General features: G+C 38.5%; 23 protein-coding genes. 14 read left to right on the top strand and 9 right to left on the bottom strand.

Annotation, left to right across the window (positions count from 1 at the left end; all coding sequences use genetic code 11):
* Positions 1–14 precede the first annotated feature (14 nt).
* From M8998_RS10170 to M8998_RS10140, 7 genes are all read left to right on the top strand, one after another.
* Complete coding sequence (locus M8998_RS10170) at positions 15–3,374, top strand: P-loop NTPase (protein ID WP_249992501.1); 3,360 nt, start codon at positions 15–17, stop codon at positions 3,372–3,374.
* A gap of 3 nt (positions 3,375–3,377) precedes the next feature.
* The gene (locus tag M8998_RS10165) at positions 3,378–6,599 is read left to right on the top strand and encodes a sacsin N-terminal ATP-binding-like domain-containing protein (RefSeq protein WP_249992500.1); all 3,222 of its coding nucleotides are present in this window, start codon (positions 3,378–3,380) and stop codon (positions 6,597–6,599) included.
* 843 nt (positions 6,600–7,442) lie between these two features.
* On the top strand, positions 7,443–8,960 hold the full coding sequence (locus M8998_RS10160) for an ArnT family glycosyltransferase (protein ID WP_249992499.1): 1,518 nt from the start codon (positions 7,443–7,445) through the stop codon (positions 8,958–8,960).
* Positions 8,961–9,441: 481 nt separating this feature from the next.
* Complete coding sequence (locus M8998_RS10155; protein ID WP_249992498.1) at positions 9,442–9,750, top strand: TM2 domain-containing protein; 309 nt, start codon at positions 9,442–9,444, stop codon at positions 9,748–9,750.
* Positions 9,751–9,872: 122 nt separating this feature from the next.
* Positions 9,873–10,166, top strand: a complete 294-nt coding sequence (locus M8998_RS10150) for a DUF2752 domain-containing protein (RefSeq protein ID WP_249992497.1) — start codon at positions 9,873–9,875, stop codon at positions 10,164–10,166.
* Positions 10,163–10,600, top strand: a complete 438-nt coding sequence (locus tag M8998_RS10145; protein WP_249992496.1) for a magnetosome magnetite crystal formation protein family — start codon at positions 10,163–10,165, stop codon at positions 10,598–10,600. The genes M8998_RS10150 and M8998_RS10145 overlap by 4 nt, the downstream gene beginning before the upstream one ends.
* 79 nt (positions 10,601–10,679) lie before the next feature.
* Positions 10,680–11,405, top strand: coding sequence for a M48 family metallopeptidase (locus tag M8998_RS10140; protein WP_249992495.1), 726 nt, complete (start codon positions 10,680–10,682; stop codon positions 11,403–11,405).
* Positions 11,406–11,439: 34 nt separating this feature from the next.
* On the opposite strand, the gene M8998_RS10135 is transcribed toward M8998_RS10140, so the two are convergent.
* From M8998_RS10135 to M8998_RS10115, 5 genes are all read right to left on the bottom strand, one after another.
* Complete coding sequence (locus M8998_RS10135) at positions 11,440–12,018, bottom strand: Crp/Fnr family transcriptional regulator (protein WP_249992494.1); 579 nt, start codon at positions 12,016–12,018, stop codon at positions 11,440–11,442.
* A gap of 139 nt (positions 12,019–12,157) precedes the next feature.
* Entirely contained in the window at positions 12,158–12,778 is a 621-nt protein-coding gene (locus M8998_RS10130; RefSeq protein ID WP_249992493.1) for an alpha/beta hydrolase, read from the bottom strand.
* Positions 12,779–12,829: 51 nt separating this feature from the next.
* Positions 12,830–13,132 carry a GNAT family N-acetyltransferase gene (locus M8998_RS10125; protein WP_249992492.1) on the bottom strand — a complete coding sequence of 101 codons (303 nt, stop codon included), beginning with the start codon at positions 13,130–13,132 and terminating at the stop codon, positions 12,830–12,832.
* A 10-nt stretch (positions 13,133–13,142) separates the two neighbouring features.
* On the bottom strand, positions 13,143–14,072 hold the full coding sequence (locus tag M8998_RS10120) for a ring-cleaving dioxygenase (protein ID WP_249992491.1): 930 nt from the start codon (positions 14,070–14,072) through the stop codon (positions 13,143–13,145).
* A gap of 186 nt (positions 14,073–14,258) precedes the next feature.
* Positions 14,259–14,906: a hypothetical protein gene (locus M8998_RS10115; RefSeq protein ID WP_249992490.1), complete on the bottom strand. Its 648-nt coding sequence runs from the start codon at positions 14,904–14,906 to the stop codon at positions 14,259–14,261.
* Positions 14,907–15,017: 111 nt separating this feature from the next.
* Here M8998_RS10115 and M8998_RS10110 point away from each other — a divergent pair, with 111 nt between their 5' ends.
* Genes M8998_RS10110 through M8998_RS10095 form a run of 4 tightly spaced genes read left to right on the top strand, consistent with a single transcriptional unit; the run spans position 15,018 to position 16,789 of the window.
* Entirely contained in the window at positions 15,018–15,428 is a 411-nt protein-coding gene (locus M8998_RS10110; protein ID WP_249992489.1) for a hypothetical protein, read from the top strand.
* Positions 15,429–15,441: 13 nt separating this feature from the next.
* Positions 15,442–16,128, top strand: a complete 687-nt coding sequence (locus tag M8998_RS10105) for a M949_RS01915 family surface polysaccharide biosynthesis protein (protein WP_249992488.1) — start codon at positions 15,442–15,444, stop codon at positions 16,126–16,128.
* Positions 16,116–16,259, top strand: a complete 144-nt coding sequence (locus M8998_RS10100; protein WP_249992487.1) for a hypothetical protein — start codon at positions 16,116–16,118, stop codon at positions 16,257–16,259. Before M8998_RS10105 ends, M8998_RS10100 begins: the two co-directional genes overlap by 13 nt.
* On the top strand, positions 16,250–16,789 hold the full coding sequence (locus M8998_RS10095; RefSeq protein WP_249992486.1) for a GNAT family N-acetyltransferase: 540 nt from the start codon (positions 16,250–16,252) through the stop codon (positions 16,787–16,789). The genes M8998_RS10100 and M8998_RS10095 overlap by 10 nt, the downstream gene beginning before the upstream one ends.
* A gap of 21 nt (positions 16,790–16,810) precedes the next feature.
* Here M8998_RS10095 and M8998_RS10090 read toward each other — a convergent pair whose 3' ends face one another.
* The 3 genes from M8998_RS10090 to M8998_RS10080 all read right to left on the bottom strand — a co-directional run bounded on the left by M8998_RS10090 (position 16,811) and on the right by M8998_RS10080 (position 20,221).
* A complete protein-coding gene (locus M8998_RS10090) occupies positions 16,811–18,340 on the bottom strand; it encodes a SulP family inorganic anion transporter (RefSeq protein WP_249992485.1) in 1,530 nt (509 codons plus the stop codon).
* Positions 18,341–18,581: 241 nt separating this feature from the next.
* Positions 18,582–19,613 carry an LLM class flavin-dependent oxidoreductase gene (locus tag M8998_RS10085; protein ID WP_249992484.1) on the bottom strand — a complete coding sequence of 344 codons (1,032 nt, stop codon included), beginning with the start codon at positions 19,611–19,613 and terminating at the stop codon, positions 18,582–18,584.
* Between the two features lie 26 nt (positions 19,614–19,639).
* A complete protein-coding gene (locus M8998_RS10080; protein ID WP_249992483.1) occupies positions 19,640–20,221 on the bottom strand; it encodes a MiaE family protein in 582 nt (193 codons plus the stop codon).
* Positions 20,222–20,287: 66 nt separating this feature from the next.
* Between M8998_RS10080 and M8998_RS10075 the strand changes: the two genes are divergently transcribed.
* The 3 genes from M8998_RS10075 (at position 20,288) to M8998_RS10065 (ending at position 22,562) form a co-directional block, all read left to right on the top strand.
* Positions 20,288–21,523, top strand: coding sequence for a glycosyltransferase (locus M8998_RS10075; RefSeq protein ID WP_249992482.1), 1,236 nt, complete (start codon positions 20,288–20,290; stop codon positions 21,521–21,523).
* 76 nt (positions 21,524–21,599) lie between these two features.
* On the top strand, positions 21,600–22,073 hold the full coding sequence (locus M8998_RS10070; RefSeq protein ID WP_249992481.1) for a DUF4293 domain-containing protein: 474 nt from the start codon (positions 21,600–21,602) through the stop codon (positions 22,071–22,073).
* Positions 22,074–22,106: 33 nt separating this feature from the next.
* The gene (locus tag M8998_RS10065; protein WP_249992480.1) at positions 22,107–22,562 is read left to right on the top strand and encodes a hypothetical protein; all 456 of its coding nucleotides are present in this window, start codon (positions 22,107–22,109) and stop codon (positions 22,560–22,562) included.
* 9 nt (positions 22,563–22,571) lie between these two features.
* Here M8998_RS10065 and M8998_RS10060 read toward each other — a convergent pair whose 3' ends face one another.
* The gene (locus M8998_RS10060; RefSeq protein ID WP_249992479.1) at positions 22,572–23,111 is read right to left on the bottom strand and encodes a tetratricopeptide repeat protein; all 540 of its coding nucleotides are present in this window, start codon (positions 23,109–23,111) and stop codon (positions 22,572–22,574) included.
* Between the last annotated feature and the right edge of the window lie 28 nt (positions 23,112–23,139).

The following is a 23,139-nucleotide window of genomic DNA, read 5'->3' as shown; positions in this document are numbered from 1 at the left end:
CAAAAATCCAGGTATTGCTGTATAAAGAATGGAATGTAAATAGAGGAACGGAGTTCCAGTTTCTTAATGCATTATTTTACAACACACTTATTTGGTCAAAAAATCGGACGATAATCAGTGAAGCTGATGTCATTTGTCTCTTTCAGGACATAAGAGACTCGTTTTCAAAAGCACCTGTAAATAAAGCCATTCAGAATAGTTGGGTGTTAAAAGTCTCTTATTTAGACAATGGGAAACAATCGGATGATTATTATGATGGTAAGGCAGCGAGACCGTTACGTATTGTTCAGGGACTTCCTGTAAGGAGAAAGAACTGGGAAAGGCAAATCGAAGAAGCAATTCAAAAGTCGGACATTGTCGTCATTAGGTCTTCCAGTGGACAGGGGAAATCGACATTAGCATGGCAGATAGGGTATAATTTAAAACCGAACCATGCTATCTATCAATTAAATACTTGCAGAGACACAAACGAGGCTAATGCTGTCGTGGAATTTTTAGAATCAAGAGTTTTTATTGGGGAAGCTCCTTTAGTTGTAATCGATGGACTAGATAATTCCGTAATCTCTTGGTCTTATATTGCGGAGAAGACTAGCGATATGCCTGTTAAGTTTTTGATTACTTCAAGACAAGAAGACTGGTTTAGATTCGGTGCTGATATATCACGTGTCAACTTGACTCCGATAGATATTTCTTTGTCAACTCATGAAGCAAAAGATATTTTCGAACAATTTAAAAAGAAAAAGAAGATCCACGCTGATATTAAAGAATGGCAACCTGTATGGGAACAGGTAGTGAATAAGGGACTATTGATAGAGTATACCTACCTTTTAACAAAAGGGCAGATGATTCATGAGCGACTTTTGGCTCAAATAAAGTATCTGTACGAATCTGCATCATCGGCAGCAAAAATTGAAATCCTACGAATGGTTTCCTTGGCAGATTGTTTGAATATTAAGCTGGAGACCAAAAGACTTATAGCTTATATAAAAGCTGAAATTGGTTTTCAGCAAGACAGAGGAATATTACTAAATGAACTTGAAAAAGAATATTTTCTGAATTTTGATGGTCAATATGTCGAAGGGCTTCATCCAGTTAGATCCAACCACTTAAAAGATTTACTACACAGCAATTTACCCATAGAAGAATCACTGATTAATCTTTTAAAGATAGTTGATGAGAATTACAAACATGATTTCTTTATAAATGCTCCACTTTTATTGACTAACAGCAATAAAGCTATTTTTTACAACGGTTTAGCAAGCTTGTTGAGCGAAAGTGACATTTCTGATATGGTTTTCGCCCTAGATGGTATCATGCATGGAGAACCTCAACGTTATTGGCTTTCGAACAAGGAGCTATTTGATGAGGCTTATAATACAGGAGGTATAGAGCTATTCTCTATGGCCACAGTACCATTTACAGAGCTTAATACTTTAGACGAGCTTTCAAGAATAATGGGTGAACGAGGAAGAAATTTTCAACAGCTCGCTGAATTAAAAAAGAAATTGCCAATCTATTCTTTTGAAAACACCGATTTAGTATTGTTCGCCAATGCCTTGAAAGATAGGCTGACAAAACGAACTTCTCCTATCACTTCCTATCAGGGACTTGAATTTCTTTTCAAATGGTTTAATGAGTTAAAATTATCGTTGAGCTTACCTTTTATACAGAATAAAATATTGATTGATGATCTGATCTGTATGGATATCCAGGAAGCTAAAGAGTTCATGTTGTACTTACAGATTAGCAATCCGATAGCCTTTCAAGAATTTGTAAGCAAAAATAAAAGCGTTATACTGAGTTATCTAAAAGTAAGCACCAACTCATTAACTATCGAGGAAAAAGAAAGTAATATCTACATACAGTACCTGTTGTTTGATAGTGAAGTGGATAAAGCAAATGAATTCAGTGTATTCAGAATACAAGTGATGCATGCTTTCCTTCCGTTTTATGAAAAGTATTGTACAGAAGCAATATTATTGCCTTTTCCCTCAGAGGAAATTATATCTGTTGTCAAACAAAACTCCATCAAACATCTTACTGTGGAAGCCATTGGTAATTTATTTGATGTACATCTCAATAAAATATGGTTGTCTGCCATACAAAAAAAATATCAGGAAACTTCGGCTTACGAATGGCAGAAAAATACTCTGGAGGTTCGTAAGATAGCTATTGAGTGGTCAAAAAGCATTGTTAAATTGGTAGATTCCTTATTAGAAGGAAATAACGGCAAAAAAGAAAAAGCGCTTCCGTATGTTGCTCAATTCAGGCTTAAACTCAGTGATGCTATTGCCAAGAAAAGACCTTATCCTAAGTATGAGAAAAAATATTTCGAACTGAATGACCATCTGCCCGAAGAGAAAGAAATAAACAAATGGTTTTCTTCTCTTGGAAACATCAACAACCAGTTGCTAAACATCTTCGTTCCGAAAGAGGAACATGCGAGAAATGTTGCCTTAATAAATCTTAAAGCCGTTTATTTAGAACTAGGCAATATGCAGGAAGCATTTAGAAAAATTGAAAGTAAGACAATTCCTTATTTTGATTCGGAAAGTATATGTCTGGAGGAACAAAAGTGTTTTGAAAGACTGTATGCTACTATACAATATTACATTTCCAATATCCCTTTAGAAAATAAAAAAGCAGTGCATGTTGCTCGGAAAGCTGTCGAGGAATGGTGGCATCAAGCCAAAAACGAAAAGCTGAACAAATTAAAAGCAATACTAAATGTAATAGAGGAAGATGCTAGCTATGAATTCATTCTACCAAATGGTCTCGAAGAAACCGAGACACTTACATACGCTACTTTCGGCATTAGAGACTTTGATTTTTCTGATGGAGATGCCTTCTTTCAATTGTCAATGGATTTATCATTGTTATCAAATATAGATATTGACTTTTTTTCGATTATTGTTGTAAAGGATGATGTGGCTATTGGAGGATTGAGATTTAAGAAAGATTATTTTGAAGCCTTTAATAAGCTGTTAATCAGGGAAGAAGATGTCGATCAAAATGGATTGAGTCCGCTTCCTATACCTATTGATGAAAAAATAATTACAACCTTGCCAGAGATTAGTTTACCGATTCCTTCTGTTATTAGCCAAGAAAAAGAAAAACAGTGTCAAATCTTGTTTGAATTATGGAAGCTATCTGAACACAGGATCAGATTGAATAAGGAGTCAGAAATCGAAAAAAATTGGCTACAAACCGTCGAATTGCAAAGTAAGAAAACGATAGAAAAACTGATGAATTCCGTAAGTCAGCAACATAGCGACTTTACAGAATTTGTCTCTAAGGGATTGAAAGCAGATCTTGTTTATACAAAAGAAGATGTCGTTCATCAACTATTTAAAACAGTACAAAAAGTAGAATAATATATGGAAGAAAATATACTATTTGATCGGAAGGAAGCTGTTAAAAGAGCACAAGAGGAATCGGAAAGATCAGATTTAAAACAGCATGCCGATAAAATGCTTAGGGATTTCGAAAAGTTCAATGACTTTTCATCTAATCGAGCAGTATGGGAACTGGTTCAGAACGCATGTGACCTGACAACTAATTGCCAAGTAATTCTGGATTACAAGAATGGTAAGTTTTCATTTACACATAATGGACGGCCTTTTAATTCGAATTCCCTCGTCTCTCTTATCAAACAAGTTTCTGGCGATAAAGACGAATTTAGCGACATTCCCCCTGTCGGGAAATATGGTACGGGCTTCCTTACTACTCACTCTTTGGGTAGAAAATTTTTAATCAACTCTGTTTTGGAGTCATCAGGAACCTATATTGAGATCAAAGACTTTCTTGTTGATAGAAGTTCAAAAAAATGGGAAGATCTAAGTGAACAGATCAGGTTGCAAAAGAATCGGGTTTTTGAAATTATTGAAACCGGAAAGATTATTGAAAATCCTGAATTATCTACAACATTTACTTACCTGCCTGGAACCGAAAAAGAAAAGAAATACGTTGCCGAATCTTATCGTGACCTGGACGAATATATCCCTATTGTTTTAACAATCAACAACAGATTGGAATATGTCAAGGTTATCTCGATAGATGGATCTGAATCAAATTTCACCTTATTAAGGAAGGAACAAGTGTTCAATGAAAAAGAGATCGGGTTATATAAAACCTCTATTAATAAAAATGGAGAGGAAAAGATTATTTATTCAATTGTAGATATCGCCAATGAAATAGAGATTATTTTACCCATAAATAAAGATCTGACCCTATTTGAGTTTCCTGAACGGGTCGCTCGGTTATTTCTCTATTATCCCTTAATTGGTTCTGAAGACTTTGGAATTAATTTTATCATTAATTGCAATCGTTTTCTGCCAACGGAACCAAGAGACGGAATTCACCTAAAAAGTAACAAAGATCAGGTAAAAGATCAGGAAGAAGCGAATAGATTAATATTAGAAAAGGCATCAGCTTTGTTGTTTCAGTTTTTGAACAGTAATGTTTTAACGGTAAAGAATCCGTTGCTATATGCAAATATCTACTTCAAAAGAAATACAGATAATACACTTCTAAATGAGTATTTCATTGGCCTACAGGAAGAGTGGGTAAATAATTTTAAGAGTTTGGAAATTGTTGATACAAAAGACGGGTATAAGGAAGCCAGTGAAGTAACCTTTTTGAATCCCGAACTATTGAAAAAGAAAGAATATTTCAACGATATATATTACTTAGTTGATAAGTTTTTTTCAAATGTGCCTTCCAAACAAACAATAGAGTATTGGAGTATATACGTTGATAAATGGGATAATGATGAATTTATTTTCCTCAACAATGAAGACATCGTAAAAAAAATAGAGGAGTGCTCTCTGGTTGATTTTGATGAAACATTACTAAAAAAATATTATGACTATTTGCTGGAAGAAAAGCGTGGTGATTTATTTACAAGCTATAAACTATTGCCAAATTTGGATGGAACATTCCAAAGTTATAGCAACCTAAGACAAGGCAAAGACATAAATGATCAACTGATTGAAATTGGAAAGAAAATTATGCCACATTCAATTTCACAATTGATTGACGAAAGGTTTAAGTTTGATTTCAACTTTGATATTTATCACCGTAAAGATTTTTCGAACAGTATCAATAATAAACTTAATGAGATTTTATCCGATAATCATCTTTGCTTTCCTAGCGAGTATGATGTTGATTTGTTTGTTAATTGCGATGAGTCAATCTATTCAACTTTTGATATTGATTCATTCGAAGCCTTATTGTCATACTGCAAGCTAACCAACAATATAAATTCGCAAAGCAAGCCAAACAGATTGATGGCTCTTATAAGTGATTATTACAATGTCAACAATAACCTTATTTACATCGATTCAGTCAATAATAAAGAAGAGGATCTTGATGTTAGACAAGTTCAAAAAAAGGTTGTTAAACTGTTTTTTAATACCATTTTACATCAAACAAGTTCTTGGATTGAAAGCCATATAAGATTTATATTTGATGTGATTAGCTGTTATGAAGATAGGTATAAAGAAGTTTTTCTGACCTCAAAAATTTATCCAAATCAACTTTATACACTGCGGAATATCTCTGAACTCAAGAAGGATATAGATTTGAAAGAAGAAATAATTGAGCTCTATAACAAAGTTACGAAATCAGAGATCCGGGCAATTCTCGCTCATAGAGATTTCAACAACTTTCTCGTTGAAAACGACATTATTGACAACAAGTATTTATCTAAACAAATTGAGGATGTATTTCTTGAAACGGACATCAATGATATTAATGAGCATTCATTTAAAGAGGACATTATTTGCATTATATCTAAATTAAACAATCCATTTTATAAAGATCTTTTCCAACGCTTGGATGACAGAAAAGCTAACTTGATGCTGGAAATTGTTACCAACCAAGACACGAAAGATGACATATTCTCGATTGTTAGACTGAAAGAAGATCAATTAAAGAAACTGGGCAAACTTGTTCAATTACCCAATTTTGATGAAATTTTATCTAAAGCTGAGGATGTCGTAAGGCTAGAAAAAGAGCGAAATTCAGACTTCCAGCATAAGCATAAGATTGGAACTTATATTGAAAGAAAGATTCGGGAAAAACTTAGTTCTACTATCACTTCACAGTTAGTCATAGATAAGGAAAAGAGAGTAGATGCCGAAGATGTACAAGGAGGTCAGGATATTATTATCTATTACAATGGTGACCCTGTATATTTCATCGAGGTTAAGTCGAGATGGGATTCGAGAAATTCGGTCACTATGAGTAAATTACAACTGGAAAGAGCCTCTGATAATGCCGATAAATATGTATTAATTTCCGTTGATATTACTAAATATCAGGGAGAAAGTGATAGATATGAGCTATTGGAAGAAGAGGTGATATCATTGGCTAAGGTCATTAATAACATAGGACAAGATATCACGCCACTGATCTCAAACAACCTTATTGCAGAAAAAGATTATGCGTCAAGGGTCAAATTGACTGATTACCGAGGTGTAGTAAATCAAGATTTTATTAATGCCGGTAGCGATTTTGACACGTTCGTGAATACTTTAATAGGCCACGTAGAAACAGTGATTTCCTCCGGATTTACAAATTATGAAACTAAAATATAAGCCATCCCTAGGATAAGATAAGAGGTACAATTTAGACAATCATTAAGGGATTTTGAACACCTTTTCAATATTGAAAAGTCTAACCTCAGTAACATCATTACGGTTTAAACCCTCGATTCCTTTTGGCTGGCAAAGATTTAGGTTGTTTTTTTAACGTTTGATCTACCGTTATAATATTTTCAAAAACTGCTAAAAATTCAAATAAAGTTTCAAATGGAACCCCCTGTTGCCTACCAACCGAAAGGTTAAAATCATACAAGAGCTTGCAAATTACATATTTGCAAGCTCTTGTCGTTTTAGAGATTATCTAAATATTTTATGTAATCTAAAAGAACTAAAACATCTTTTGGTAAGTAAATTACTCATGAACTCCAACCCAGTGATTATGGGTTAACTATTTAAAAATAAATATTTTAACCTTTATATAGTCTTGATTTACGAATACTGAAAAGCTAATCCGCACTGCGGAAAAGGATCTTCTATGATGATATGGTAGTGCTGATAAACAATTTCATTTTGTTTCACGTTTGATGATATCATGAACACCGATTATTCTTTGTACTTCTATCTAAAGAAGCCAAAAAACTATATTAATGGGTAGTCGATAGTATGTTATATATACTAATAATAGTTTTATGTTTTTTTTGTAAATTGCCTCTAGTCAAACTAGATCAATAAATGATCAGACCAATATGTGCCCCCTTACGGGCTTTTACAAATTATGAAAAAAAGGCTTTTCTTACGTTGGTGTCAAGTTGAAAGTTCTGTCTTTCCACTCCGCTTCTTCTTCAAGCTGTATAGACATTGTGCGCATTTTAGAACGGCTTCTTTAATAAAAAGCAAATGGATAGACAAACTAAATTAGTTGTATTTTTCTTCTGTCTGATAAAACTCATTATCCATTTAATTGCTGACTATCACTCCGGTTTTCAGGGAGACGAGTTACTACATATTGAGACAGGAAACCATCTTGCTTTTGGCTACATGGAATTTCCACCTTTGATTGCTTTGATTGCCTTTATTCAAAATCTATTTCAATCGCAATCTGTTTTTGTTCATCATATTTTTCCGCATATCGCTACTATTTTGATCTTTATTTTTGTCTCAAAAACAGTAGTAGCATTAGGTGGAAAATGGAAAGCGGTATTTTTAGTTTTATTATGCTTAACTCCGTTAATGGGACGTTCACAACAGCTTTTTCAACCTGTTGTTTTCAGCCAATTGTTTTGGGTGGCAAGCTTCTATTTTCTTACAAAATATGTAAAGTTTCCTGACATAAAATATTTATGGTATCTCACATTCACAGTCGTCTTAGGTTTCCTGACAAAATATGATATTGCATTTTTTATTTTTGGGTTAGCTACTCTATTGCTTTTCCAGCAAACCAGAGAAGCTTTGATAAGGCACAAATTTTGGTGGAATGTCATTGTCTTTATTCTGATTGTCAGCCCAAACATCATATGGCAGTATTTTAATGATTTTCCAGTGCTCAAGATGTTTTCGCGATTATACGAGACACAACTGGATAAACTTTCGCCCATTAAGGTATTATTCGGGCTGATAATGTCTCTGAATCCGCTCACATTATTGCTTTTTGTTCCAGCAATCATTTTTATGTGTCATCAAAGCATGAAAAGATACCGCGTATTATCGATTTCGATATTGTTGTCGGTTTTGTTGCTGGCTTTTAGTAAAGGGAAGGGATATTATTTTTATCCTATCGTAATTACCATTTTGCCATTTGGTGGAGTATTCTGGGAGTCCGTAATCTTAAAAAAGAGAAAGTGGTTTATCTACCCAGTTAGTTCGCTACTGATTATTTCTGGATTTTTGCTTCTTCCTTTTTCTCTACCGATAACATCGTTAGAAAACTATTTAAACAATGAATATCAATATGAAAAAAAAGAGATAGAAGGTGGGAAGTATGCAATAAAAGAAGAACGATATTCTCAAGCAAAGTGGAAAGAGACCCTTGTTGAATTGAAAACTGTTTATGACAGCTTGCCAGAAGAAGAACAGAAAAACTGTCTGATTTGGGGTAAGCATTATGGGCAAGCAGGAGCTATTGCTCTACTCGGGGGGAATTACGGTTTACCAGAAGCATTTTCTCTACACGGAAGTTTTTACCTTTGGTTACCAGATGGAGATATGCCTAACACAGTAATCGCCATACGATATAGTGATCAAAAAGGGTCGGATTTTTTTAAACCTTATTTTGAAGAAGTCAAGCCTGTTAGGAGCATTTATAATCCTTATGCAGACGAAGAGGAGCAAGTTTGGCAAACTATCTTCATTTGTAAAAGCCCTCAACAAAATTTCAACACACTAAAGAAACTATTCGAAAATAGAGTATTTGAATAAAAAACTGCATACGAAATTGTATTTGCAGTAGGCGGGCAGAACGACTTGGTATTAAATTCAGTGATGGGAGACCGTTTAAGACTTCTAAATCCGCTCTTTTGCCAAGCGTCAAACTGTCAATATCTCATTCTTACATCACAGAATTTTTATGCTAATAGCATTGTACTAGGAACGAAAACATATGTCAAACTGGTGAGTAGGAAAAGGGGGATTTGTAGCATACTAATGAATAGATTACTACCCATTAGGCTCTATTCGTGTTTTCCTTACACAAACCCACCACTATTTTTATTCCTTAAAAGGAAATTAGTTGTATTCTAGTATGGGCATATCCGGCAGAAAAATGTATTATTGAGAAATAAAAGAGTTTCAAATCACAGTTAGCTAACGCCATTTCATCACAAATGCTGGGATTTGTACTTTCAAAAAGCCAAATTTAAATACTAAAATAATGGATGCACAAAAAGTCGACATGTTTGTCATGACAAATAGTAAATTCTTTGAAGCTCACCAATTGAATTTGATAAGAGAACGATTGCTTGCGCTTGATGATTCACATTGGGTCATCCTCTCCACCACTCAATTCAAGGATCCAACCATGAGTCTTATCATATCCATATTAGCGGGCACTTTTGGTATTGATCGGTTTGTTATTGGCGATGTCGGTATGGGTATCGGAAAACTGTTGACCTGTGGTGGTTTGGGAGTATGGACGATTATTGACTGGTTTATGATCCAAAGTGCGACAAAGCAAAAGAATATGGAAAAAATTCAGCAGTTTTTGTTCTAGTGGTACAACAGAAAAACAAGCTATACGCCTTAGTGCTTACAGCCTGTTTGGCGGGTTATATTTGGCTTTTTTTCAACAGTAAACAAAATCTCATCGAACACAAACCCGATCAGATGTGCTTAATGAAATATGCCACAGATGTGCCTTGTCCTTCCTGTGGAGCCACGCGCTCTGTGATTTTTTTGACTAAAGGAGATTTCACTAATGCATTTTTGTTAAATCCGATTGGTTACATGGTGGTGATCATTATGCTCATCGCCCCAATTTGGATTCTTGCAGACTGGACTACGAAAAGACGAACCTTTCTTGATTTTTTTAAAAAAATGGAAGATTTCCTTAGAAGACCGTCTTATGCAATTCCATTAATTTTGCTCGTCGTTGTTAATTGGATTTGGAATATCGCGAAAGGACTATGATACGAATAAGACACTTTGGATATACGCCAGCGGAAAATGAGGAGGAGTCAGCTTCAAATAGTTATTTGATGTCATTGGTAGCCATCATTGCTGGGCTGCCGTTGCCGATTGTCAACCTGATTGCCACGCTGATATTTTATATGGCAAATCGGAAATCAACCTTCTTTGTACGATGGCATTGTACGCAGGCGTTGCTATCTCAATTTAGTATGCTTCTGATCAACAGCGTTGCTTTTTGGTGGACTATTTCCATATTATTTATTGGTAAAGTACCCACCAGCAACTACGTTGCATACATTATCGCCGTTATACTTTTTAACTTGGCAGAATTTATTGTTACCATCTATACGGCCATCCAAACCCGGAAGGGTATTCATGTGGAATGGTGGTTTTACGGCTCATTGACAAACCTAATTTGTAGACCCACTGCATGATAAGAAAGACGATCATAGAAGACTGATTATAGTCATCCTATTTTTTGCAACCTGGTTGGGTTTGTCGCAAATTGACTGGATGCGCGTTTTGAAAGTTCAGCAAATCACCAATAAGACAGAACAAAAATTAGGGGATCTGTTTTGGAATGTTTTTAGAAAGTCAGAACAAGAAAATCGGGATAGCTTGGTTGTGGGTAAGATGGATAGTATTGTTTCGCATATCTGCGATGCAAATAAGATTGACCGAAAGAGATTGAAAGTACATGTTTTAATGAACAATCAAGTCAATGCTTTCGCGCTCCCAGATGGTCATTTAGTGATTTACAGTGGTTTGATTGCTCGTGTGGAAAATCAGGAAGAGTTAGTCGGTGTGATTTGTCATGAACTGGCTCACATCCAGTTGAATCATGTGATGAAGAAGTTAGTTAAGGAGGTCGGCCTCTCGGTTCTGTTATCCATGACAACGGGTAATACAGGTGCAGAAGTGATTAAAGAAACAGCAAAGTTACTTTCTTCATCTGCCTTTGATAGGAGTATGGAAAAAGAAGCAGATATCAAAGCGGTTGATTATCTCATAAACGCAAATGTGAACCCTGAACCCTTTGCAAATTTTCTCTGCAAATTATCAAAGGGTGATGACGATACCAATAAATACCTAAGTTGGGTGAGCACCCATCCGGATTCTCAGGAAAGAGCAGAATATGTTTTTAAATACAGTAATGGAAGAGGAAATAGTTATAAATCAATCCTTTCTAGCGCTGGCTGGAAGGAGTTGAAAGATAGGTCTTCACAAACCTCTGAGTAGTTTAAGGAATAAAATTTCACGAGTTAATTGACTTTTATTTAATCGATAATCTCTTCCTTATTGTACTGACAAATTCAGGAGAGATGCCCAAATACGAAGCAATGTAATATTGTGGCACTCTTAAGGGTACGGAGGGATATAATTTTATGAAATCGAGATATCGTTCTGTCGCCGTTTTTGAAATGGTGTTTACCAATCTGTTTTGGACGGTAGAAAGGTTTCTTTGTACCAACATTCGAAAGACCCGTTCAAATTTCGGAATAGCAGATAACAATTCTTCTTTGGTTTTAGGGGTAAGAATATCCATTTCTGTATCTTCCAAAGCTTCTATAAAGAAATTAGATGGTTTACTTTCATGAAATGAAGCGATATCACTAACCCACCAATCTTCTACGGCAAAAGATAAAATAACTTCTGCTCCTTTTTCGTCCATATAATAGATCCGAATACAACCCTTTTTGATGTACCCTTCAAACTGACAAATCTCCCCTTCTCGAAGCAAAATTGTTTTATTAGGAACGGTTTTACTTTCCAGAAAACTGATAAATAAAGTTTGCTCCTCTTCCGTTAATGTGATCCATTTGGTGACGTTTTTAATAATGTTTTCAAACATGGTATACCCCGATTTTAAGCACTCTTATCTCTATATAAATATAGCGACAAAAGTGATAAATAAAATCAGATTGCGTGACGGCAATGGTTTCCGTCATGCAGCGATATGGCTATGAATGGTGATCTGGCTTGAGTCTGCGCTATTTAAACACTATTTTATTAGCCCATTCTATTTCGTCTTGATTAATGGAGTGTCCAAAGTTATCGTATACCTTCACCGTCACGTCCGCATTCATTTCTTTCAAAATATTTTCCGACGCATAGACGCGTTCGACAGGGACGTGTGAATCAGGATTGCTTGTTCCGATGAAGATGGGTGTTTGTTGAAAATCTCCTTGGTAGTTGCGACCGTCAATTCTTTCACCGATTACACCGCCTATAACTGCAGTGGCTCCACCATATCTCTGCGCGTTTCTTGCCAGAAACTCAAGGGTAAGGCAGGCGCCTTGCGAAAAACCAAAGAAATAAATGTTTTCCGTGGCGATTCCAGCATCAAAAGCAGATTGAACGGTTTGGTTGACTATTTCTAGTGCAGAACTCAGCCAAGGCTCGTTCTGCTCAACCGGTGCAATAAACGATTGCGGGTACCAGGTATAATTAGTTGCCTGTGGCGCCAATAGCGCAAAATCTACCACATTCAAATGCTGCGACAAGCTCAAAATATCGGTGGCAGCGGCACCGCGTCCGTGCAACATGATTAAAGCTTTTTCCGCTTTATCCAAGTCTAATCCTGCGGTTTTGATATCTAATGTGTGTGCCATTATTTAAAGTTTTCAGGTTGATAATGTATTAGGAGGATGATCATCTTCCCATTAGCTATGCAATTTTTTATACCATACATCCTGAAACTCCTCAGGACGACGCTTAAATTGCGCGTGTACAAAAGGACAAAGTGGGATTATTTTTAAACTGTGCTCCCTGGCGTACGACACCAACTTATTCAGCAACAACTTGGCAAATCCCTTGCCATTGTGCTCCTCGTCTACTTCGGTATGAAATACGCGGAGCAAATCTCTGGAAATAGATATATCCATCTTTCCGGCTTTTTTATCGTCAGAGAATAGCTGGATTTCTCCGATGTTTTTTTCGTCTAAAATTACTTCAATCCTTTCCATATTGGTTGTTTTATAACTGTGGTAAACTCTGTTCTATATCGTGTCTTCGTCCTTCATATTGTTTAGGCAATTTCAAATGACGACCTAACTCCGCCAGAGGCTCATCTTTTGTGAAGCCAGGATTGTCGGTCGCCAATTCAAACAACACTCCTCCAGGTTCCCGGAAATATAAGGAATAAAAATAATCGCGATCAATCTTTGGTGTGATCTGTAGGCCTGCGGATAATACTTTTTCCCGGAAATCCATCAGTACGTGATCATCCTTCACCCGAAAAGCAATGTGATGATTGGTTCCAGCAGCTCCACGCCCGTAAGGAGTCGTTTCATCCTCCATGATATCCACTATGTTTGCCGTATCTATGGTATCTGTAGAAAGGCGGAAACGGTTTCCTTCCTGCTTTTCCATGCTATATCCCAAGATGTCCGTCAGTACTTTAATCGTTGGCTCCGAGTTTTTCAACGTCAAGGTTACATTGTGAAAACCCTTCAGTCCATTTTGGGTAGTTATTTCCGGCGTACTCCAGGGTGTGCGGTTATCAGTACTTTTCGGTACAATGAATTGCAACTGCAATCCGTCTGGATCTTTAAATGATAGCGTCTTCTCCCCGAATATTTCATTTTCCTCTACCACTATATTATGAGTGCCTAATCTTTGCTTCCAGAAGTCGTATGCTTCCGGAGCGATGGCATAACCAATGTGCGTGGCCTGCCCGGCGCCGTTGATGCCCTGCCCAATGCCTTCCCAAGGGAAAAACGTTAAAATAGTGCCGGGAGCACCAGTTTCGTTTCCGAAATAGAAATGGTAGGTTCCGGGATCATCAAAGTTCACGGTCTTTTTTACCAACCGCAGTCCTAAAATATGCGTATAGAAATCCAAATTCCTTTTTGCTTGGTTGGCAATAGCAGTAATGTGATGCAAGCCTAATATCTTATTTTCCATGTTATCAAAATTATATACACGAAATTACGAGATTCCTAGCCGATGGAAATTAAACTGGTTTAAGAAATAGATAAGAGAGTTGGTTTTATAGAGATGCTACTTTCTACAAACTCCTGAAAGGTATAGAGCGCGATCGGTATTCCTATTGGGTGATCAAAATTAATAACCACCCAAGCAGCCTTAATCTTATGGTCGAAAATTCCGAATGATGGCTTTGAACTTGTTGATGTTTACGGAGTCCATGCTATTCTCGGTATTGTTGATATACTGCTGCATGGCGGCGATATAGCTTTTACGAAACTCTTCTGTCTCGGGGCTAAATTCATATTTTGTTTTTTCCTTCTCCACCACTTTTAGGTTATCATGGTTGATGCGACGCTTGCCGTATTCGGATTCGTCGGACATGATCACCATGTTTTTTTCGTAGCCTGGGATGTACCGAACTACAAATGTCTGATTTGGTGATGGGATCTCAATGTTGTTGCGAATCGGATAGATGGATACGTTGCTGGTGGTAAATTGACTTTCTACCGCTTTGCCTGAGGCAGTTTTAATCACCACGTCATACTCCCATATATAGTGCTCATTCATCATCGAGCTAGTTTGCTCTGCCGAAGTAATGATCGCTGTACCATTAGTGCCAAATTTCGCTAAGAACCATGCATTCAATATGTTTCCGGCGAAAAAATTAAGCATCGACAAGATGAAAGTGATCACCATAACCCTAATCTTGAATCTCCAGATGACGAGCAAAAAACCAATTAAATTAATCACTAAAATAGCGATCACAGCATGTTGAGCTAAGAAATATAATAGCGCGGATAGTACTTGCATGATGCAAAATAGTTATATATTCATGATAAATAAATAGGAAATGTATATATTTTGGATCAGAAATAGCTGATCTGATGGCATTTTTCGCGAACTACTAAAAATAATACACAGATGTTAAAAATTTTATCACTTCTATTTCTGACGATTGGTTTCATTAGTGTTCCCATACTACGTGAGGGTACACATGCGGTCACGCATCAGATGATCAGTTGGGATGCGCCCGGGAAGGTGAGCATCAAGAAATGGGCAGCAGGTAAGTATAACATTTCTGGGGGCCAGAAAAACAGTAAAAATGGAGATTACCTGCAGATTAATGGCACGCTGCAGGTAGTTAATAGTCGAGAGCTGCTTTTTCAGGGAGATATATTAACCAAGATTACCGGAATTAATGGTAACGCGGAGTGTAAAAGATCCGGAACGTATCATTTTGAAGCAAAAGGTAAAAGAAAGTATTATCGTTTACAGGAGATGACTAATTGTGAAGGCGGGATGACCACCGAGTATATTGATATTTACTTCTAAGAACTTACTTAATATGCGCCCATTATTGACTGTATTCGTATTTCTTTGCTGCTGCGCAAAGTTGTTTTCACAGGTAGAGCCTGCTCCTACAACAATACTGAGCTCAGAAGAGACGACAACATTATTTCCTGCTGCTATCCGGCAGGCCTTGGATATCACATATCCCATCTTTCGAGTATATAAATATACCGATGAATTGGGGTGCTTATATACTGTTTTGACAGAAAGCAATGACCAAATCACCGAGGAAGGCGACACGTTGAATACAAAGATTAAAGCACTGCAGCTTTTGGAAGAGCATGGTACACTCAGAAAACTATGGGAAGTAAAGGATGAAATTGGCCCCGAGGAATCTTCCATTCGATTTTGGACTAAATTTATTGATTTTGTAGATCATGACCGAGATGGTATAGTAGAACCCCTACTCATTTATGGTACATCTGCTGAAAACGGTTACGATGACGGTCATGTAAAGATTCTAATTTATTTCAAAGGGCAGAAGATCGCTATCAAGCATCAAAATGGTATTTTAGATTCCGAAAGAATAACTGTGGTCGATCGTGCATTTTACAATTTGCCAATTGCTTTACAAGATGCGGTCAAAGACACGATAGAAATGTTGCAGGATGATAATTTAGCCATCTTTCCGTATGGTTGGCAGCAAGCCTTGAAAAAGAAAAAGTTAAGGTGGACGGAATAGTGGCAATGACGGTGACGGTATTTGAAGAGATCAACGAAATCAAAACAAAGCAAAATAATATCTTCCGTTTAGAACGGGATGAGCAAAACAGAGATTACGATGAAAAAAATGCTATAGGATCATGGTATTAGACTTACAACCAACTTTAGAAAACGATCTGGTCATCCTCAAACCGTTGAAAGCAACGGACTTTGAGGAGCTGTATGCAACGGCTAACGATCCTGCTATCTGGGCAGGACATCCTAATAAGAATCGTTGGCAACGAGAGATTTTTCAAACTTTCTTCGAAGGCGCCATGCGAAGTGGTGGTGCATTTCTAATTATTGATAGGCAAACAGCAAAGATTATCGGGAGTACACGCTATTACAATTATGATCGGGAAAATAGAAGCATTTTTGTGGGTTATACTTTCTATGCTACTGCCTATTGGGGAAAGGGAATAAATCCTATTGTAAAGAGGATCATGTTGAATCATGTATTTCCCTTTGTAGATAAGGTTCAATTTCACGTCGGAGCCGAAAATCTGCGCTCTCAGATCGCGGTGACACGCTTGGGAGCGGTGAAAGTAGATGAGCTAGAGATGTCCTATTTCGGTGAGCCGTCGCGATTTAATTATGTGTATGAGCTTCGTAAAAGTGATTACTTTGAAAAACTGCCGTAGTAATAAAGTTATGCTCGATGACTAATCATCGGGCATAACTTTATACGTTGGATCTTCCATGATATTGACCTCCACGATGCCAGAAGCATTGGAAAGCAAGGTTCTACAGTCTGGACTTAGATAACGAAGGTATACTTTCTTTCCTAGCTTGGCATATCGCTCGGTGACTTTGTGAAGGGCATCTATAGCAGACATATCCACTACACGACTTTCCTTAAAGTTGATCACGATAGTATCCGGATCTTCACTCACGTCAAATTTTTCCAGGAAGGCTGTCGTAGAACCAAAGAACAATGGCCCGAAAATCTCATAATGCTTCACGCCATCTCCATCCAGGTATTTCCGCGCTCGAATGCGTTTAGCATTGTCCCAGGCAAAGACTAGCGCGGAGATGACCACGCCGACTAGCACTGCTAGTGCCAGATTATGTAACAGTACGGTGATGATGGCTACGAGTATTCCGACAAAGATGTCGGACTTTGGAAACTTATTGATAATTCTAAAACTGAGCCATTCAAAGGTAGAGATGGCGACCATCATCATGACACCGACAAGGGCAGCCATAGGAATCATTTCGATTACAGGGCCACCAATCAATATTACTAATAGAATAGCAATCGCGCCAACAAAAGCGGATAAACGGGTCTTCGCCCCAGCGTTAAGATTTACTAGGGTTTGAGCTACCATCGCGCAACCACCCATGCCACCAAAAAAACCATTGACTACGTTTGCGGTGCCCTGTGCCATCGCTTCCCGGTTGGATTTTCCTTTTGTTGCGGTAATCTCGTCGACCATATTCAATGTCAAGAGCGATTCGATCAGCCCCACACCGGCCATCACCAGGGCATACGGAAAGATGAGTTGCAACGCATCTAGCGTAAACGGAATCTGCGGAATATGAAAGCCGGGCAAAGAGCCACTAACAGAGGCGATGTCGATCACTTTCTTAGTGTCGACTCCAAAATAAGTGACTAGGCCGAAAACGACCAATATGGCGACGAGGGAGGAAGGAACTGCTTTTGTAAGTCTTGGTAGTCCAATGACGATTGCGATGGTGAGTAGCGTCAACCCAAGCATAATATACAGCGGTGTGCCACTCATCCATACGGAGGAATTGCCGGGGATCTTAAACTGCTCGATCTGTGCCAGAAAGATAATGACTGCCAGGCCATTTAGAAACCCATACATCACAGGTTGTGGAATTAATCGTACAAACTTTCCCAGTTTGAATAATCCGACGGTGAATTGGAGCATACCTGCGAGTACTACCGCCCCGAATAGGTATTCCACCCCATGGGTTGAGGCTAACGCGATTAAAGTCACCACAGTAGCACCGGCTCCGCCGGAAACCATTCCGGGTCTTCCACCTAATATGGAGGTTACTAATCCCATTAAGAACGCCGCGTACAATCCGGTAAGTGGAGAAAGGCCTGCCAGAATGGCGAAGGAGAGCGATTCCGGAATCATAGTCATCGCGACTGTGAGTCCGGCTAATATTTCATTTTTGATGTTGATATCACGAATGGAGGGGAAATGTGAAGGTTTTATCATTTCTATGTATTAAAACGAGGTAATCTTCAAAGGAAGATCAGGATCTAAAAGATAATAATATAGTGTAAAGGAGTATTGAAGCCACTGAAATGTGCACTTCTTATCTCGATCAGAAAATCAAGAGGGTATTTGAAGTAAAGGCTAGTGTGGTGTCACCATGAAAGTAAAAACTACTTTTGTATGTACAAAAGTAGTTTTTTTAAAAAATATAACAAATATAAGTTGTGTTCGACGATATCAACTACCTGCCTAACGCCTCTTTTACTTTAGGAATAATCTGAGTGCCATAAATTTCAATAGATTTCATCATCTGTTGATGATCTGGACTTCCCACATCCATATGTGCTGCAAATCGCGTCAGTCCAAAAGATTCCTGAATTTGCAAAATTTTGTCTACCATCTCATTGGCGTTACCTACTAGAAGATGCCCATGAGTAGAGCGGCCGTAATCATATTGTGTGCGCTGATAGGGTGGCCAACCTCGTGATGCACCTACGCGATTCATCTGTGCCGCATAAAACGGATAATACCATTCTGCAATCGCTTTGGAGTTTTCACCGAAGAAAGCATGCATATGCACACCGACCTGAAAGTTCGCCATGTCATGGCCACTGTCGGTATAGGCTTGTTGGTATACCTCAAATAAGGATTGGAAGCTGGCATAAGACCCACCTATGATAGCAAACATCACGGGTAAGCCCAGTTTGCCTGCGCGAATCACAGATTCTGTTGTGCCACCTACCGCTATCCAAATAGGTAGCTTTTTAACTGCCCGAGGATAGATTTCCTGGTTGATCAACGAAGCACGATGCTTACCTGTCCAATTGACAGTCTCATTGTTGTTGATCTGCAAAAGTAAGCTCAGCTTTTCCGTGAAAAGTGAGCTGTAATCCTTCAAATCATAGCCAAATAGAGGGAAGGATTCAATGAAGGACCCTCGTCCGGCCATAAGTTCGGCACGTCCATCAGATAACAGATCCACTGTTGCAAAATCCTGGTACAATTTCACCGGATCACTGGAGCTGATTACAGACACGGCGCTGCCCAATTTGATGCGTTTGGTGACAGAAGAAGCTGCGGCCAGAATAATCTCTGGCGAAGCTACAGCATAGTCTGCGCGATGGTGTTCGCCCATGCCGAAGAAGTCTACTCCCACCTCATCCATCAGTTTAATTTCTGCTAAAATTTCTTTTAATCGTTGTTGTGGTGCTTGTATTGCTCCCGTTTTTTGATCTATCTGAAGATCTCCAAACATGCCTATGCCTAATTCCATCTGTCGTCTTGAGTTATAAATGCGTATTAACCGTGGATCTGTTCTTTGGTGCCGTAGCTCTGAATCAGCTCGCCTTCGAAAGCGAGCCATTCCTGCCAACGCTTGTCTACATCCACCCCTTCAGTATATTTCTTGGCGAAATTGAGGAAGGTGGTATAATGATTTGCTTCGGACACCATTAGGTCATGATAAAACTTGGACAGCTTATCATCCTGCAGGTTCTTCGACAAGACACGGAAGCGTTCGCAACTACGTGCTTCGATCATCGCGGCAAATAATAATCGATCAATAAAGGCTTGGTTTCTCGAGCCGTCTTTTTTAGAAAATTTCATCAATCGACCGACGTAGTCATCTTTGCGCTCCCGGCCTAAGGTGTAGCCGCGTTCTTTGATAATATCAATCACCATTTGAAAATGCTCCATCTCTTCGATCGCGATAGCAGTCAATTCGTGTACGAGATCTTCGTATTCCGAATTTTGTGTGATCAGCGAGATCGCGTTCGAAGCAGCCTTCTGCTCGCACCACGCATGGTCTGTCAGTATTTCTTCTAGGTTAGACTCCGCTACGTTTGCCCACCTTGGATCCGTCAGTAATTTCAATCCTAACATCTGTATGTCGTTTGTACAAATTTACGAAAATTAAAAACACGACGTTTAAATATCCTAACTTGCGGTATGCATTGCAAAAAGCTCTTTGTCATTGGTCAAGTATGGCCAGAGCCGACCTCTTCGGCTGCCGGATGGCGTATGTTGCAACTACTTCATTTGTTCTTAGATCAGTATGATGAAGTACATTTTGGTTCGGCCGCGGCACACTCTCCACATAGTCATCCCTTGGAAGAGATGGGTATTGTGTGCCACGAAATCCTGCTGAATAGCAGCTCTTTTGACGCATTGATACAAGAGCTGAATCCAGATGTGGTTGTATTTGATCGCTTTATGATAGAGGAGCAATTTGGTTGGCGCGTGGCAGAGCACTGTCCGCAGGCAGTTCGTATCCTGGATACAGAAGATCTGCACTTCCTACGGTTGGCAAGGCAGGAAGCCTATCGCCAACAGATAGCTTGGTCCGATGATCTATTGTATTCGCCGACGGCCATGCGAGAGCTGGCCGCGATCTACCGCTGTGATCTTTCTATTATTATTTCGCGCAGCGAATACCAGCTGTTAGTAGATCAATTTCGTATACAGGAATCTTTGTTGCATTATCTCCCATTTTTTTTGGAAAAATTAATGGATCTAGCATCTCTGCCTCGGTTTGAAGATAGAAAAAACATGATTTTTATAGGGAATTTTTTGCACGAGCCGAACTGGAAAACAGTGGAATTACTCAAAACAACCTATTGGCCAGCTATCCGCAAAGCGATGCCGGAGGTAGAGTTGCATATCTACGGAGCATATGCTTCACAAAAAGTGGAGCAACTTCATCGGCCACAAGAGGGGTTTCTTATTAAAGGTCGAGCAACAAATGCCCAACAAACTATACAATCGTACCGGTTACTGTTAGCGCCGATTCCTTTCGGCGCCGGACTAAAAGGAAAGTTTGTGGACGCGATGATGACGGGTACGCCTTCTATTTCTTCTCGCTTAGGTGCCGAAGGAATGAATCCCGAACATTGGCCAGGTAGCGTGGCCGATACGCCAGAAACATTCGTTTCTCAAACGGTGGATTTATACACACATAGCGGCTATTGGCAAGAGAAGCAGGCACTAATCCCGCAAGCCCTAAGCAATTTGATGGCAGACGAACAGGTACAAGATGCCTTCATCATAAGAATCGCCGATCTGAGCAAAAACATCAGCCTGCATCGGAATGAAAATATAGTAGGTCGGATTTTGGCACAGGATCAGTATGCTGCCAAGAAATACATGTCGCGATGGATCGAAGCAAAGAATATTGCCGGTCTTTAAATGTTTCCCAAACCAAGAGCCATTCCAGCTGTTTATAGTATATTTGTCACCATAGTAATAAAATGTTCGCGCTATTATGATACAACGTATACAATCCGTCTGGCTTCTACTTTCAGGTCTCGTATTGATGACCTTGTTTTTATTTCCTTATGTAAGTTATATAGATTTAGTGGGGCTAGGTAAGCAAATCTATGTTTCCGGGATTTATACCTCTGTGAACAATGAAAGCGTAAAGCAAGACACCTTTATCTTGCAAAGCATTGTAGCGGTATTTATCGCGGTCATGCCAATTGTCCTTATCTTCTTGTACAAGAATCGTAAGCGACAAATCAAATTCATCTTTTTGCAAATGGTTCTCATTGTATTATTTGCAATTTGGATGTATGTAAGTGCTAATAATGTGTTGTCGGTAAACAATCAGTATTTAGGAGCAAATAACATCGGCATTGGCTTCTTTCTGCTACCTGTATCCATCATTTTTCTATCCATAGCGTTGGGTGCGATTCGCAATGATGAGAAGTTGATCAAATCGGCCGATCGTCTCCGTTAATACGCTATTTTTAATTTCTTAATGCCTGTATCCATGTTAAAGAAAATACTCTTTTTTCTTGCTTTCAGTCTGCCATTTCTGCTAGCTGCGCAGGAAGATACCACCGTATTAATATTAGACGATCTACAGTTTGATGTGAGATCGGTCAAAATGAATAAAGATACCGCAATTGTCGATCTATATGTGATCTCATCGCTTCGCCAAGAGAGAGAATTCAAGATGAATACGTATGCCTCTACATTGGTAGACAAGAAAGATAATGATGTAATGTATTCTCAGATACAAATGGGAAGAGTTCGGATAGATATCAGTGATCGGCAGAATTACCTCAACCACATTCTAACGATGGATATTCCGGTCGCTCTGCAATTCAAGGTAGCGGGATGGAAAAAAGAAAACGGCCCACCACAGGCCGTTAAAATTGTTTTTGAGGATAGCAGAGAACCCGGTCGCTTTCGGCAAATCAAAGTTCAGTTGCAGAAATCTTAGTATGCTAAATTATCTGGAATAGCGAAACTGTTGCTTATCCATCATACCCATCTGAGATTTCATCATTTTAATCTGCTCTTCCAGTAATTTATTTTTGTCCGCTCTCTTTGCTTCAGACAATAATTTTTCGGCACCACGTTTATCACGTTTCGCCATAGCAATTCCTGCGAGGCTTAATTTTGCCAACGCAACGTTGTGATCCATGTGTAAACCCATGGATAAAGCTTTCTTAAAGAACTTTTCTGCTTGCAATGGCGCCTTTTGTGATTCAATAAGCCCTAGCAGCATATGATAATAACCGTGCTGTGCTGGCACCAATTCTTTCTGGAAGTTCTTGATTTTTTTCAACCAAAGTTCTGCCTTTCCCATATTTTCTTTGCGCAGGTGCCACTGCGCAAGCAACATTTTTTCGTTAAAAAATACGGTTACCCAAGCTAAGATAGTTACTAAAACAGCCAATATACCCCAGCCCCATAGCCCAAACCAGAATAGTGTAGCGGTTCCAATCACCATTATGCTGGCTATGACAATACGTATTAAATTAGACATAATATTTTCTCAATTTTTCTTTAAATGC

It is taken from the genome of Sphingobacterium sp. lm-10, assembly GCF_023554555.1.
Taxonomy (GTDB): domain Bacteria; phylum Bacteroidota; class Bacteroidia; order Sphingobacteriales; family Sphingobacteriaceae; genus Sphingobacterium.
This window is presented reverse-complemented; position numbering and strand designations above follow the sequence as displayed.

What these genes read in the sequence shown, in the direction of transcription:
- M8998_RS10165 (WP_249992500.1), top strand. Translation starts at nt 3,378, where the DNA reads ATGGAAGAAAATATACTATTTGATCGGAAGGAAGCTGTTAAAAGAGCA.
- M8998_RS10160 (WP_249992499.1), top strand. Translation starts at nt 7,443, where the DNA reads ATGGATAGACAAACTAAATTAGTTGTATTTTTCTTCTGTCTGATAAAA.
- M8998_RS10155 (WP_249992498.1), top strand. Translation starts at nt 9,442, where the DNA reads ATGACAAATAGTAAATTCTTTGAAGCTCACCAATTGAATTTGATAAGA.
- M8998_RS10150 (WP_249992497.1), top strand. Translation starts at nt 9,873, where the DNA reads ATGAAATATGCCACAGATGTGCCTTGTCCTTCCTGTGGAGCCACGCGC.
- M8998_RS10145 (WP_249992496.1), top strand. Translation starts at nt 10,163, where the DNA reads ATGATACGAATAAGACACTTTGGATATACGCCAGCGGAAAATGAGGAG.
- M8998_RS10140 (WP_249992495.1), top strand. Translation starts at nt 10,680, where the DNA reads ATGCGCGTTTTGAAAGTTCAGCAAATCACCAATAAGACAGAACAAAAA.
- M8998_RS10135 (WP_249992494.1), bottom strand. Translation starts at nt 12,018, where the DNA reads ATGTTTGAAAACATTATTAAAAACGTCACCAAATGGATCACATTAACG.
- M8998_RS10130 (WP_249992493.1), bottom strand. Translation starts at nt 12,778, where the DNA reads ATGGCACACACATTAGATATCAAAACCGCAGGATTAGACTTGGATAAA.
- M8998_RS10125 (WP_249992492.1), bottom strand. Translation starts at nt 13,132, where the DNA reads ATGGAAAGGATTGAAGTAATTTTAGACGAAAAAAACATCGGAGAAATC.
- M8998_RS10120 (WP_249992491.1), bottom strand. Translation starts at nt 14,072, where the DNA reads ATGGAAAATAAGATATTAGGCTTGCATCACATTACTGCTATTGCCAAC.
- M8998_RS10115 (WP_249992490.1), bottom strand. Translation starts at nt 14,906, where the DNA reads ATGCAAGTACTATCCGCGCTATTATATTTCTTAGCTCAACATGCTGTG.
- M8998_RS10110 (WP_249992489.1), top strand. Translation starts at nt 15,018, where the DNA reads ATGTTAAAAATTTTATCACTTCTATTTCTGACGATTGGTTTCATTAGT.
- M8998_RS10105 (WP_249992488.1), top strand. Translation starts at nt 15,442, where the DNA reads ATGCGCCCATTATTGACTGTATTCGTATTTCTTTGCTGCTGCGCAAAG.
- M8998_RS10095 (WP_249992486.1), top strand. Translation starts at nt 16,250, where the DNA reads ATGGTATTAGACTTACAACCAACTTTAGAAAACGATCTGGTCATCCTC.
- M8998_RS10090 (WP_249992485.1), bottom strand. Translation starts at nt 18,340, where the DNA reads ATGATAAAACCTTCACATTTCCCCTCCATTCGTGATATCAACATCAAA.
- M8998_RS10085 (WP_249992484.1), bottom strand. Translation starts at nt 19,613, where the DNA reads ATGGAATTAGGCATAGGCATGTTTGGAGATCTTCAGATAGATCAAAAA.
- M8998_RS10080 (WP_249992483.1), bottom strand. Translation starts at nt 20,221, where the DNA reads ATGTTAGGATTGAAATTACTGACGGATCCAAGGTGGGCAAACGTAGCG.
- M8998_RS10075 (WP_249992482.1), top strand. Translation starts at nt 20,288, where the DNA reads ATGCATTGCAAAAAGCTCTTTGTCATTGGTCAAGTATGGCCAGAGCCG.
- M8998_RS10070 (WP_249992481.1), top strand. Translation starts at nt 21,600, where the DNA reads ATGATACAACGTATACAATCCGTCTGGCTTCTACTTTCAGGTCTCGTA.
- M8998_RS10065 (WP_249992480.1), top strand. Translation starts at nt 22,107, where the DNA reads ATGTTAAAGAAAATACTCTTTTTTCTTGCTTTCAGTCTGCCATTTCTG.
- M8998_RS10060 (WP_249992479.1), bottom strand. Translation starts at nt 23,111, where the DNA reads ATGTCTAATTTAATACGTATTGTCATAGCCAGCATAATGGTGATTGGA.